Here is an 11785-nt window from a genome sequence, read left to right on the forward strand (position 1 = left end):
TAGGAGCGAGCTTGCTCGCGATAGCCCCGCAAGATGGCTTCATCGCGAGCAAGCTCGCTCCTACAGGGGGGCGAGTGAGCCGTTAGTCAGCCCGCCCGAACCACCTCACCACTGGCCAGATCCCGAATCACACTCGGATTCTTCCGCCCACCCAACGCCCCACCCAGCACCAGATCAAGCTGGTTGTGGAAATACTGCTCCACCCGCAACCGCGACTTGGCGGCCGGACGTCCGGCCGGGTTGGCCGAGGTCGATACCAGCGGGCCAACCAGCGAACACAGATCCCGCACCAGCGGATGATCACTGACCCGCAACGCCACGGTGTCATGCACGCCGGTGATCCACTCCGGCAGCATGCCCTGGTGCGGCACCAGCCAGGTGTTCGGGCCGGGCCAGGTGCTGGCCATGCGGTCGAGCCAGAGTTCGGGGAAGTCTTCGAAGAGGAAGTCGAACTGGCGGATGTTGTCGGCGATCAGGATCAGGCCCTTGTTCACCGAGCGCGACTTGAGCGCCAGCAGCCGGTCCACCGCTTCTTCGTTCCATGGGTCACAGCCCAGGCCCCAGACCGCTTCGGTCGGATAGGCGATCACCGCTCCGGCCCGGATTTCCCGCGCGGCTTGTTGCGCACGCCAACTGTTGACCATTTCTGTTACTCCGCTTGAAGGCTGGTGGGCAGTTTACTTAGCCAGGGCGGGCAAACCAACGCCCGGCTTCATTGCACACGCGGCCATCCAGCTCCAGGTCGGTCAACGTCGCCAGCACGCGGTTCAGCGGCAGGCCGCTGGCGTGGGCCAGGCCTTCGCTGGTCAGTGGCGCGGCCAGCAGCAGGGCAACCAACGGATGAGCAGGTTTATCCACAGGCGCCGGCGAAAGGTTCTGCCAGCCGCGCAGGCTTTCAAGGATCTGCTCGATGCTTTCCACCAGCAGCGCACCGTCGCGGATCAACTGGTGGCAGCCCTTGGCGCCGGGGTGGTGGATCGAACCGGGAATGGCGAACACCTCGCGACCCTGTTCCGCCGCCAGCCGCGCGGTGATCAACGAGCCACTGGCGAGGCTCGCCTCCACCACCAGCACGCCCAGGGAAAGTCCGCTGATGATGCGGTTGCGCCGTGGGAAGTTGGCGGGCAGCGGCCCGGCATCCAGGGGAAACTCGGAAACCAGCGCACTGCCTTGTTCCAGCATGTGACGTGCCAGGTGGCGGTGGCGCTGTGGATAAAGTTTTTGCAAGCCGGTGCCGAGCACACCGATCGTCGCCCCGCCCACGTCGATGGCGGCTTGGTGAGCGGCACCATCGATGCCCAGGGCCAGGCCACTGGTCACGACAAAACCCGCCCGGGCCAAACTGCGGGAAAACGCCGCCGCGGTGGCCAACGCCGGTGGCGAAGCTCGGCGGCTGCCGACGATGGCGAGCTGCGGTTTATCCACAAGCGTGGGGTCGCCCGCGACGAACAGCAGTGGCGGCGGCACGGGAATTTCGGCGAGCAGGGCTGGGTACGCAGGGTCGTCCCACATCAGCAAATGCTGGCCCGAACGCTCTAGCCAGGCCATTGCCGCCGCCGCGCCATCGCGCACTTCGGCGCTGCGTCGGGCCTCGCTCGCCGCTGGCGGCAGACCCAGCGTCCGCCAGGCGGAAGCCGGTGCGCTGAGCGCCGCCGAGGCACTACCAAACGCGTGGATCAGTTTCAGAAAACGTCGCGGGCCGACCTCGGGCAGACGCTGCAGACGCAAACGCGCCTCCAGCTCGGCGGGCGGGCAAGCGGGAAAATCGGGGCAGGGCATAAGACCGTCCTTGATCTTTTCGGGATTACCCACATCTCACAACCTGTGGATAACTCTGTTGATAATGCTTTGACAACTGCCCGACGAACGCGGTCCGACAGCCGGCTTTTCAACCCTAGACGACCTTTTCGCAGGTGCCGAACGCGCAGAATCCCTTTATTATGTGCGCTCATGTTTGTCACACATCGCACAGTGCAGCTCATACGCTTATGGCCATTCTGAACATCCTCGAATTCCCGGACCCGCGCCTTCGCACCATCGCCAAACCGGTGACGGAAGTCGACGACGCCATCCGCCAGTTGGTGGATGACATGTTTGAAACCATGTACGAAGCCCCAGGCATCGGCCTGGCCGCGACCCAGGTCAACGTGCACAAGCGCGTCGTGGTCATGGACCTCAGCGAAGATCGCAGCGAGCCGCGGGTGTTCATCAATCCCGAGCTGGAAGAACTGACCGACGACATGGGCCAGTACCAGGAAGGCTGCCTGTCGGTGCCGGGGTTCTACGAGAACGTCGACCGTCCGCTGAAAGTCCGGGTCAAGGCCCTGGACCGCGACGGCAAACCCTACGAGCTGATCGCCGAAGGCCTGCTGGCCGTGTGCATCCAGCACGAATGCGACCACCTCAACGGCAAGCTGTTCGTCGATTACCTGTCGACGCTCAAACGCGACCGCATCAAGAAGAAGCTGGAAAAGCAGCACCGCCAGCAAGCTTGATCCTCCTCACTCCAGAAGGCTTGCTCCGGCAAGCCTTTTTCTTTTAAGCGAGAACTCCATGCGCATCGTCTTCGCGGGCACCCCCGAGTTTGCCGCCGAACACCTCAAGGCCCTGCTGGCCAGCCACCACGAAATCATCGCCGTCTACACCCAGCCGGACCGTCCGGCCGGCCGTGGGCAGAAGCTGATGCCCAGCCCGGTGAAGCAACTGGCTGTGGATAACAACATTCCGGTGCTGCAACCGCCGACCTTGCGCAACCCCGACGCCCAGGCCGAACTGGCCGCGCTCGCGCCAGACCTGATGGTGGTGGTGGCCTACGGCCTGATCCTGCCGCAAGTGGTGCTGGATATTCCCAAGCTCGGCTGCATCAACAGCCACGCCTCGCTGCTGCCGCGCTGGCGCGGTGCCGCGCCGATCCAGCGCGCCGTGGAAGCCGGCGATGCCGAGAGCGGCGTGACCGTGATGCGCATGGAGGCCGGCCTGGACACGGGCCCGATGCTGCTGAAAGTCAGCACGCCGATCAGCGCCACGGACACCGGCGGCACCCTGCATGACCGCCTGGCCGAACTCGGCCCGCCCGCCGTGCTGGAAGCCATCGCCGGCCTCGACGCTGGCACCCTGCAAGGCGAAGTGCAGGACGATGCCCTGGCCACGTATGCACACAAGCTGAACAAGGACGAAGCACGCCTGGACTGGAGCCGCCCGGCCGTCGAGCTGGAGCGTCTGGTGCGCGCCTTCAATCCATGGCCGATCTGCCACAGCACCCTGGCGGGCGAAGCGCTGAAAGTGCTGGCCGCCAACCTGGCCGAAGGCCAGGGCGCGCCGGGTGAAATCCTTTCGGCGAGCAAGGACGGCCTGGTCGTCGCCTGCGGCGAGCAGGCACTGAGCCTGACCCGCCTGCAACTGCCCGGCGGCAAGGCGCTGAACTTCAGCGACCTGTTCAACAGCCGCCGCGAGAAATTCACCCCCGGCACGGTACTCGGCCAATGAACCCGCGTCTGGCCGCCGCCCGCGCCCTGGCCGCCGTGCTCAGCGGCAAAGCCTCGCTGAACAGTTCGCTGCCGGCGCAACTGGATAAGGTCGAGGCCCGCGACCGCGGCCTGACCCAAGACCTCGCCTTCGGCACCGCGCGCTGGCAGCCACGGCTCTCGGCGCTGGCCGAGCGCCTGCTGCAAAAACCTTTCAAGAGCGCCGACGCCGATGTACAGGCGCTGCTGCTGGTGGGCCTGTATCAGTTGTTCTACACCCGCGTCCCGGAGCACGCCGCAATCGGCGAAACCGTGGGCTGCGCCGACAAGCTGAAAAAGCCGTGGGCCAAGGGCCTGCTCAACGCCGTGCTGCGCCGCGCCCAACGTGAAGGCAACGACATCCTCGCCGAGCTGGAGCGCGATCCGGTGGTGCGCACCGCCCACCCGCGCTGGCTGCAAAAGTCGCTGAAGGCATTCTGGCCGGAGCAGTGGGAAGCCATCTGCGCCGCCAACAACGCTCATCCGCCGATGATCCTGCGGGTCAACCGCCGCCATCACAGCCGCGACGCCTACCTCGAACTGCTGCGCCAGGCCGGCATCGACGCCGCGCCGTGCCAGTACAGCGCCGACGGTATCCTCCTCGCCGCCGCCAGCGATGTGCGTGACCTGCCCGGCTTCGCCGAAGGCTGGATTAGCGTCCAGGACGAAGCCGCGCAACTGGCCGCCGACCTGCTGGAGCTGGCGCCGGGGCAACGGGTGCTGGACGCCTGCTGCGCCCCCGGCGGCAAGACCTGCCACCTGCTCGAAGCCGAGCCGAAGCTGGCCGGCGTGGTCGCCATCGACCTGGAAGCCAAGCGCCTGGTGCGGGTTCGCGAGAACCTCGACCGCCTCGGCCTCGACGCCCAACTGATCGCCTGCGATGCCCGCGACACCGGCGAGTGGTGGGACGGCCAGGGCTTCCAGCGCATCCTGCTGGACGCACCGTGCTCGGCCACCGGCGTGATCCGCCGCCACCCGGACATCAAGCTGACCCGCCAGCCCGACGACATCGCCGCGCTGGCCGCCCTGCAAGGCGAATTGCTCGACGCGCTCTGGCCGACCCTCGAGGTCGGCGGCATGCTGCTCTACGCCACCTGCTCCACCTTGCCCACGGAAAACACCGAGGTGATCGAGGCGTTCCTCGCCCGCACCCCCGGCGCCCGCGAGCTGGACCTGGCCACCAACGCCGGCATTCGCCAGCCGCACGGTCGCCAACTGCTCGCCCAGGAAGGCGGGCACGACGGTTTCTACTACGCCAAGCTGATAAAAATCGCCGCCGCGCGCGGCCTATAACAACAAGGGAAGGGACAGCGGATGAAGATCATCATCCTTGGCGCGGGGCAGGTCGGCGGGACACTGGCCGAACACCTGGCCAGCGAAGCCAACGACATCACCGTGGTCGACACCGATGGCGAACGCCTGCGCGATCTCGGCGATCGCCTCGATATCCGCACCGTCCAGGGTCGCGGCTCGCTGCCGACCATCCTGCGCCAGGCCGGCGCCGACGACGCCGACATGCTGGTAGCGGTGACCAACAGCGATGAGACCAACATGGTCGCCTGCCAGGTCGCATACACGCTGTTCCACACCCCGACCAAGATCGCCCGGGTCCGCGAGTCCGCCTACCTGACCCGCAACGAGCTGTTCGACAACGAAGCCATTCCGGTGGACGTGCTCATCAGCCCGGAACAGGTGGTGACCCACTACATCAAGCGCCTGATCGAACACCCCGGCGCGCTACAGGTGATCGACTTCGCCGAAGGCAAGGCGCAACTGGTGGCGGTGAAGGCTTACTACGGCGGGCCGCTGGTGGGCCAGCAACTGCGCCAGATCCGCGCGCACATGCCGAATGTCGACACCCGCGTGGCGGCGATCTTCCGTCGCGACCGGCCGATCCTGCCGCAAGGCGACACGGTGATCGAAGCCGACGACGAGGTGTTCTTCATCGCCGCCAAGGCGCACATCCGCGCGGTGATGGGCGAGCTGCGCCGCCTCGATGAAACCAACAAGCGCGTGGTGATCGCCGGTGGCGGGCAGATCGGCGAACGCCTGGCCGAGGCCATCGAAAGCCGCTATCAGGTGAAGATCATCGAGATGAACGCGGCCCGCTGCCGCTACCTCTCCGACAACCTCGACAGCACCGTGGTGCTCCAGGGCAGTGCCTCGGACCGCGACCTGCTGCTGGAAGAGAACATCGCCGACGCCGACATCTTCCTGGCCCTGACCAACGACGACGAGGCCAATATCATGTCCTCGCTGCTGGCCAAGCGCCTCGGCGCGCGCAAGGTGATGACCATCATCAACAACCCGGCCTATGTCGACCTGGTGCAGGGCGGCGAAATCGATATCGCCATCAGCCCGCAACTGGCGACCATCGGCACCTTGCTGGCCCACGTGCGCCGCGGCGATATCGTCAGCGTGCACTCCCTGCGCCGTGGCGCGGCGGAGGCGATCGAAGCAATCGCCCACGGTGACTCGAAGTCGAGCAAGGTGGTGGGCAAGTCCATCGAAGACATCAACCTGCCGCCAGGCACCACCATCGGCGCGATCATCCGCGACGACGAAGTGCTGATCGCCCACGACGACACGGTGATCAAGAGCGGCGACCACGTGATCCTGTTCGTTGTGGATAAAAAGTACATTCGCGATGTGGAGAAGCTGTTCCACGTCGGTCTGACGTTCTTCTGACCGTTACCGAAGGAAGGGAAGGCAATGCGCGAATCGCTGGAAAAGATGCTCGCCAAGGGTGTGGATAACCCGCTGTTGCGCTTTGGGCTGGGCAAGTCCTGGCTGGACGAAGGCAATGGCGCCGAAGCGGCGGTGCACCTGGCGCGGTGTGTGGAGCTGGATCCGAAGTATTCGGCGGCGTGGAAGTTGCTCGGCAAGGCGTGGGTGGCGGCTGGGGATAACGCTGCGGCGCGGGCGGCCTGGCAGCAGGGGATTGCGGCGGCGCAGGCTCATGGGGACAAGCAGGCCGAGAAGGAAATGGCGGTGTTCTTGAAGAAGCTGGATAAAGCGGGGATTTGAGTCGTCTGGTTTCGAGGGCTTCGCGAGCAAGCTCGCTCCTACAGGGGATTGCGTCATCCCTGTAGGAGCGAGCTCGTCGGGGCGCCGAACCGTCGCGATGAGGCCCTTAATACCAACGAGCTTCCCCAGCCGGCCGCTTCTTGAACCGTTTCATGCTCCACATGTACTGGCTCGGATAGGCCCGCACATACTTTTCCACCACCTGGCTCATCGCCGCCGCCGAGGTCTCGGTGTCGGTGCTGTACATCGCCTCCGGCGCCGCTTCGAGGATCACCTTGAAGCCTGAACCGTCCGGCAGCCGCAAGGCATGCAGGAACACCCCGACCGCCTTGCCGCCCGCCAGCATGTTCGGCACGAACTTGCTGGTCAGCGCTTTGGTCCCCAGGAACGGCACGAAGATCCCCGCCGATTCGGCCGGCTCCGGGTCAGCCGGAATCCCCACCTGACCGCCACGACGCACTTCCTTGATGATGCTCAGGATGCCTTCCTTGGTCGAAGGCGCAACGCGGTTGCCCAGTTGCACGCGCTGCTCGCGCAGCAGGTCATCGACCGCCTTGAGCTTGGGCGGGCGGTAGAAAATGATCGGTTTGCACTGGCTGCAATAGAAGTGGTTGAGCACTTCCCAGTTGCCGAGGTGGCTGGTGATGCCAACCACGCCTTTGCCCGAGGCCAGCGCGTCTTTCAACACCTCCAGGCCTTCGACTTCACGCACCAGGTCGATGGAACGCTGCGCCGGCCAGATCCAGGCGCAGGCGCTTTCGGTGAAAGACTTGCCGATGTCCATCAGCGAGCGTCCCACCAACTTCTCGCGCTCGACCGGGTCCATCTCGGGGAAGCATTTGGCGAGGTTGATCCGCACCACTTCACGGGAGCTGTTCGGCACCTTCCACATGATCCAGCCGATGGCCGCGCCGACCCGTTGCACCGCGCCCCAAGGCAGCTTGGCAAACAACCGCAACGCCCCGACCATCAAGGCGCCCTTGAACTTTTCCACAGGCAGGTTCCTCCGTAAGCAAGCCGAGCATTGTAACCGTCAGCGCAGCAGGGCGGAGTATCGATCGCAGTCGGTGGTGTGATCCATAACCATGCCGGTGGCCTGCATGAAGGCATAGCAGATGGTCGGTCCGACGAAGGTGAACCCGGCCTTTTGCAGCGCCTTGCTCATGGCCTTGGCCTCGTCGGTCACCGCCGGCACGTCGATGCGCTCGACAAAATGATTGATCTTCGGCTGGCCGCCGACAAAGGACCACAGCCACTGCGCCGGGTCTTGCAGTTCCAGCCACGCCCGCGCATTGCGCCGGGCGGCGTTGAGCTTCAGACGGTTGCGGATGATGCCGGGATCGAGCATGCGTTCCTCGATCTCTTCATCGGTCATCTGCGCCAGCCGGTGGGGATCGAAACCGAACAGCACTTGCCGATAACGCTCGCGCTTTTTCAGCACGGTGATCCACGACAGACCGGCCTGGAATCCTTCCAGAAGCAGCATTTCGAAGAGCTGCCGGGCATCGCGCTGCGGCGTGCCCCATTCCTGATCGTGATAAGCCTGGTACAGCGGATCGTCGGTACACCAAAAGCAACGTGGCATAAAGCACCATGGGTAGAGGCCGGGGCGAATCGGGTTATACTCCCGCTCTTTATATTCGCAGCCCTAGAAACAGGTGAATTTCGTGAGCCAGCCTACGCCAGCCGTGCGTACCTTCCAAGACTTGATCCTCGCGCTCCAGCAGTACTGGGCCGAGCAAGGTTGTGTGGTGCTTCAGCCCTACGATATGGAAGTGGGCGCCGGCACCTTTCATACCGCCACGTTTCTGCGCGCCGTAGGCCCGGAAACCTGGAACGCCGCTTACGTACAGCCAAGCCGTCGCCCGGCCGATGGCCGTTACGGTGAAAACCCCAACCGCCTGCAGCACTACTACCAGTTCCAGGTGGTGCTCAAGCCGAACCCGGCCAACTTCCAGGAGCTGTACCTCGGCTCGCTGAAAGCCATCGGCCTGGATCCGCTGGTTCACGACATCCGTTTCGTCGAAGACAACTGGGAATCGCCGACCCTCGGCGCCTGGGGTCTGGGTTGGGAAATCTGGCTCAACGGCATGGAAGTCACCCAGTTCACCTACTTCCAGCAAGTTGGCGGCATCGAATGCCTGCCGGTCACCGGTGAAATCACCTATGGCCTGGAACGTCTGGCCATGTACCTGCAGGGCGTCGACTCGGTCTACGACCTGGTCTGGACCGACGGTCCGTTCGGCAAGGTGACCTACGGCGACGTGTTCCACCAGAACGAAGTGGAGCAGTCGACCTACAACTTCGAACACGCCAACGTCGAGAAACTGTTCGAGCTGTTCGACTTCTACGAAAGCGAAGCCAACCGCCTGATCGAGCTGGAACTGCCGCTGCCGACCTACGAAATGGTCCTCAAGGCGTCCCACACCTTCAACCTGCTGGATGCCCGCCGCGCCATCTCGGTCACCGAGCGCCAGCGTTACATCCTGCGCGTGCGCACCCTGGCCCGCGCCGTGGCGCAGAGCTACCTGCTCGCTCGCGCCAAGCTGGGCTTCCCGATGGCAACCCCTGAATTGCGTGATGAAGTGTTGGCCAAGCTGGAGGCTGCAGAATGAGTGCTCAAGATTTCCTGGTTGAACTGGGCACCGAAGAGCTGCCACCCAAGGCCCTGGCCAGCCTCGGCGATGCGTTTCTCGCCGGCATCGAAAAAGGCCTGCAGGCCGCCGGCCTGAACTACACCGGCAAACAGGTGTACGCCGCACCGCGTCGCCTGGCCGTGCTGATCCGTCAACTCGACACCCAGCAGCCAGACCGCAGCATCAACGTCGACGGCCCGCCCCGCCAGGCCGCATTCGACGCTGAAGGCAACCCGACCCAGGCCGCCCTGGGTTTCGCCAAGAAGTGTGGCGTTGAACTGTCGGAAATCGACCAGAGCGGCGCCAAGCTGCGCTTCTCCCAGCACATCCCGGGCAAGGCCACCGCCAGCCTGCTGCCGACCATCGTCGAAGATTCGCTGAACGACCTGCCGATCCCCAAGCGCATGCGCTGGGGTGCTCGCCGCGAAGAGTTCGTGCGTCCGACCCAATGGCTGGTAATGCTGCTGGGTGACGAGGTGGTCGATTGCACCATCCTCGCCCAGACGGCCGGTCGCGAGTCTCGCGGCCACCGCTTCCACCACCCGGAAAACGTACGCATCAGCGCTCCGGCCAACTACCAGGAAGACCTGCGCAAGGCCTACGTCCTGGCCGACTTCGCCGAGCGTCGCGAGCTGATCAGCAAGCGCACCGCGGAACTGGCGATGCAGCAGGAAGGCACCGCGATCGTGCCGCCAGCGCTGCTGGACGAAGTGACCGCGCTGGTCGAGTGGCCGGTTCCGCTGGTCTGCTCGTTCGAGGAACGTTTCCTCGAAGTGCCGCAAGAAGCCCTGATCACCACCATGCAGGACAACCAGAAGTACTTCTGCCTGCTGGACGTCGACGGCAAGCTGCTGCCGCGCTTCATCACCGTGGCCAACGTCGAGAGCCGCGATCCGAAGCAGATCGTCGAAGGCAACGAGAAGGTCGTGCGCCCACGCCTGACCGACGCCGAGTTCTTCTTCAAGCAGGACAAGAAGCAGCCACTGGCAAGCTTCAACGACCGCCTGCAGAACGTGGTCTTCCAGGCCCAGTTGGGCAGCGTTTTCGACAAGGCCGAGCGCGTTTCGAATCTGGCCGCGTTCATCGCCGGCAAGATCGGCGGCGACGCCCAGCGTGCTGCCCGCGCGGGTCTGCTGTCCAAGTGCGACCTGGCCTCCGAGATGGTCGGTGAATTCCCTGAAATGCAGGGCGTTGCCGGTTACTACTACGCGCTCAACGACGGCGAGCCGGAAGATGTCGCCCTGGCCCTGAACGAGCAGTACATGCCGCGCGGTGCTGGCGCTGAACTGCCATCGACCCTGACCGGCGCGGCCGTGGCCATCGCCGACAAGCTCGACACCCTGGTCGGCATCTTCGGTATCGGCATGCTGCCAACCGGCAGCAAAGACCCGTATGCACTGCGTCGTGCGGCCCTGGGCGTACTGCGCATCCTGATCGAGAAGCAACTGGACCTGGACCTGACCGAAGCAGTCGACTTCGCGGTCAAGCAGTTCGGTGCCAAGGTCAAGCCGGCCGGCCTGGCCGAGCTGGTGCTGGAGTTCATCTTCGACCGCCTGCGTGCGCGCTACGAAGATGAAGGCATCGATGTTGCCACCTACCTGTCGGTCCGTGCCCTGAAGCCGGGTTCGGCGCTGGACTTCGACCAGCGCGTGCAGGCCGTACAGGCCTTCCGCCAACTGCCGGAAGCCGCCGCCCTGGCCGCGGTGAACAAGCGCGTGTCGAACCTGCTGAGCAAAGCCGAAGGCACCGTGGCCACCACCGTCGAGCCGAAGTACTTCGACAACGCCAACGAGTTCTCGCTGTACTCGGCGATCCAGCAGGCCGACCACGCCGTGCAACCGCTGGCAGCAGCGCGTCAGTACCGCGAGTCGCTGGCGCGTCTGGCTGCCCTGCGTGAGCCGGTGGATGCGTTCTTCGAAGCGGTGATGGTCAATGCCGAGGACGCCAACGTGCGGGCCAACCGTTATGCCCTGCTCAGCCGCCTGCGCGGTCTGTTCCTGGGCGTGGCCGACATCTCGCTGCTGGGGTAAGCCTTGAAACTGCTGATTCTCGATCGTGACGGGGTGATCAACCAGGACTCCGACGCCTACATCAAGTCGCTGGAGGAATGGATTCCGATCCCCGGCTCGATCGAGGCCATCGCGCAGTTGAGCCAGGCCGGCTGGACGGTGGCCGTCGCCACCAACCAGTCCGGCATCGCTCGCGGCTACTACCCGCTGTCGACCCTCGACGCCATGCACGCCCGCCTGCGTGAGCTGGTGGCCGCGCTGGGTGGCGAAGTCGGGCTGATCGTCCACTGCCCGCACGGGCCGGACGATGGCTGCGATTGCCGCAAGCCAAAGCCCGGAATGCTGCGGCAGATTGCCCAACACTATGACGCCAGCCTCGCTGGCGTGTGGTTCGTCGGCGACAGCAGCGGTGACCTGGAAGCTGCGGCAACCGTCGATGCTCAACCGGTTCTGGTACGCACCGGCAAGGGTGAGAAGACCCTGGCCAAGGGCGTTGCGCCGGATACACTGATTTTCGATGACCTGGCTGCCGTCGCCAGAGCACTTATCCACAAATAGCGCGCCTGCCCCTTGCGGGCGCACTCTTATTAGGCGGGCCCTCCCGCAACGG

General features: G+C 64.8%; 12 protein-coding genes. 8 read left to right on the forward strand and 4 right to left on the reverse strand.

Annotated elements, in window-relative coordinates; all coding sequences use genetic code 11:
- Nucleotides 1-86 precede the first annotated feature (86 nt).
- Both CKW37_RS26145 and dprA read right to left on the reverse strand, forming a co-directional pair.
- Nucleotides 87-644, reverse strand: a complete 558-nt coding sequence (locus CKW37_RS26145) for an L-threonylcarbamoyladenylate synthase (RefSeq protein WP_095159096.1) — start codon at nucleotides 642-644, stop codon at nucleotides 87-89.
- Between the two features lie 37 nt (nucleotides 645-681).
- The gene (dprA, locus tag CKW37_RS26150; RefSeq protein WP_095159097.1) at nucleotides 682-1779 is read right to left on the reverse strand and encodes a DNA-processing protein DprA; all 1098 of its coding nucleotides are present in this window, start codon (nucleotides 1777-1779) and stop codon (nucleotides 682-684) included.
- Between the two features lie 209 nt (nucleotides 1780-1988).
- Here dprA and def point away from each other — a divergent pair, with 209 nt between their 5' ends.
- The 5 genes from def to CKW37_RS26175 are packed head-to-tail and all read left to right on the forward strand — an operon-like array spanning nucleotide 1989 to nucleotide 6530.
- The gene (gene def / locus CKW37_RS26155; RefSeq protein WP_095159098.1) at nucleotides 1989-2495 is read left to right on the forward strand and encodes a peptide deformylase; all 507 of its coding nucleotides are present in this window, start codon (nucleotides 1989-1991) and stop codon (nucleotides 2493-2495) included.
- Between the two features lie 58 nt (nucleotides 2496-2553).
- Nucleotides 2554-3486, forward strand: coding sequence for a methionyl-tRNA formyltransferase (gene fmt / locus CKW37_RS26160; RefSeq protein ID WP_095159099.1), 933 nt, complete (start codon nucleotides 2554-2556; stop codon nucleotides 3484-3486).
- Nucleotides 3483-4796 (forward strand): 16S rRNA (cytosine(967)-C(5))-methyltransferase RsmB, encoded by a 1314-nt coding sequence (gene rsmB, locus CKW37_RS26165; protein WP_095159100.1) that lies wholly within the window; start codon nucleotides 3483-3485, stop codon nucleotides 4794-4796. Before fmt ends, rsmB begins: the two co-directional genes overlap by 4 nt.
- Before the next feature lie 21 nt (nucleotides 4797-4817).
- A complete protein-coding gene (gene trkA, locus CKW37_RS26170) occupies nucleotides 4818-6191 on the forward strand; it encodes a Trk system potassium transporter TrkA (RefSeq protein ID WP_095159101.1) in 1374 nt (457 codons plus the stop codon).
- A gap of 24 nt (nucleotides 6192-6215) precedes the next feature.
- A complete protein-coding gene (locus CKW37_RS26175) occupies nucleotides 6216-6530 on the forward strand; it encodes a M48 family metallopeptidase (protein ID WP_095159102.1) in 315 nt (104 codons plus the stop codon).
- 106 nt (nucleotides 6531-6636) lie between these two features.
- Here the strand turns inward: CKW37_RS26175 and CKW37_RS26180 are convergent, their stop codons facing one another.
- A complete protein-coding gene (locus CKW37_RS26180) occupies nucleotides 6637-7524 on the reverse strand; it encodes a lysophospholipid acyltransferase (protein ID WP_095159103.1) in 888 nt (295 codons plus the stop codon).
- Between the two features lie 39 nt (nucleotides 7525-7563).
- Nucleotides 7564-8115, reverse strand: a complete 552-nt coding sequence (locus CKW37_RS26185) for a DNA-3-methyladenine glycosylase I (RefSeq protein WP_095159104.1) — start codon at nucleotides 8113-8115, stop codon at nucleotides 7564-7566.
- Between the two features lie 82 nt (nucleotides 8116-8197).
- Between CKW37_RS26185 and glyQ the strand changes: the two genes are divergently transcribed.
- From glyQ to gmhB, 3 genes are read left to right on the forward strand one after another with little or no spacing between them, the layout of a single operon-like run.
- Nucleotides 8198-9145, forward strand: a complete 948-nt coding sequence (glyQ, locus tag CKW37_RS26190) for a glycine--tRNA ligase subunit alpha (RefSeq protein ID WP_095159136.1) — start codon at nucleotides 8198-8200, stop codon at nucleotides 9143-9145.
- A complete protein-coding gene (glyS, locus tag CKW37_RS26195; protein ID WP_095159105.1) occupies nucleotides 9142-11196 on the forward strand; it encodes a glycine--tRNA ligase subunit beta in 2055 nt (684 codons plus the stop codon). The genes glyQ and glyS overlap by 4 nt, the downstream gene beginning before the upstream one ends.
- Nucleotides 11197-11199: 3 nt before the next feature.
- Nucleotides 11200-11733, forward strand: coding sequence for a D-glycero-beta-D-manno-heptose 1,7-bisphosphate 7-phosphatase (gene gmhB, locus CKW37_RS26200; protein WP_095159106.1), 534 nt, complete (start codon nucleotides 11200-11202; stop codon nucleotides 11731-11733).
- Nucleotides 11734-11785 lie beyond the last annotated feature (52 nt).

It is taken from the genome of Pseudomonas sp. Irchel 3E13 (assembly GCF_900187455.1).
In the GTDB taxonomy this organism is placed as follows: domain Bacteria; phylum Pseudomonadota; class Gammaproteobacteria; order Pseudomonadales; family Pseudomonadaceae; genus Aquipseudomonas.

What these genes read in the sequence shown, in the direction of transcription:
- rsmB (WP_095159100.1), top strand. Translation starts at nt 3,483, where the DNA reads ATGAACCCGCGTCTGGCCGCCGCCCGCGCCCTGGCCGCCGTGCTCAGC.
- fmt (WP_095159099.1), top strand. Translation starts at nt 2,554, where the DNA reads ATGCGCATCGTCTTCGCGGGCACCCCCGAGTTTGCCGCCGAACACCTC.
- dprA (WP_095159097.1), bottom strand. Translation starts at nt 1,779, where the DNA reads ATGCCCTGCCCCGATTTTCCCGCTTGCCCGCCCGCCGAGCTGGAGGCG.
- glyS (WP_095159105.1), top strand. Translation starts at nt 9,142, where the DNA reads ATGAGTGCTCAAGATTTCCTGGTTGAACTGGGCACCGAAGAGCTGCCA.
- CKW37_RS26145 (WP_095159096.1), bottom strand. Translation starts at nt 644, where the DNA reads ATGGTCAACAGTTGGCGTGCGCAACAAGCCGCGCGGGAAATCCGGGCC.
- def (WP_095159098.1), top strand. Translation starts at nt 1,989, where the DNA reads ATGGCCATTCTGAACATCCTCGAATTCCCGGACCCGCGCCTTCGCACC.
- CKW37_RS26185 (WP_095159104.1), bottom strand. Translation starts at nt 8,115, where the DNA reads ATGCCACGTTGCTTTTGGTGTACCGACGATCCGCTGTACCAGGCTTAT.
- trkA (WP_095159101.1), top strand. Translation starts at nt 4,818, where the DNA reads ATGAAGATCATCATCCTTGGCGCGGGGCAGGTCGGCGGGACACTGGCC.
- CKW37_RS26175 (WP_095159102.1), top strand. Translation starts at nt 6,216, where the DNA reads ATGCGCGAATCGCTGGAAAAGATGCTCGCCAAGGGTGTGGATAACCCG.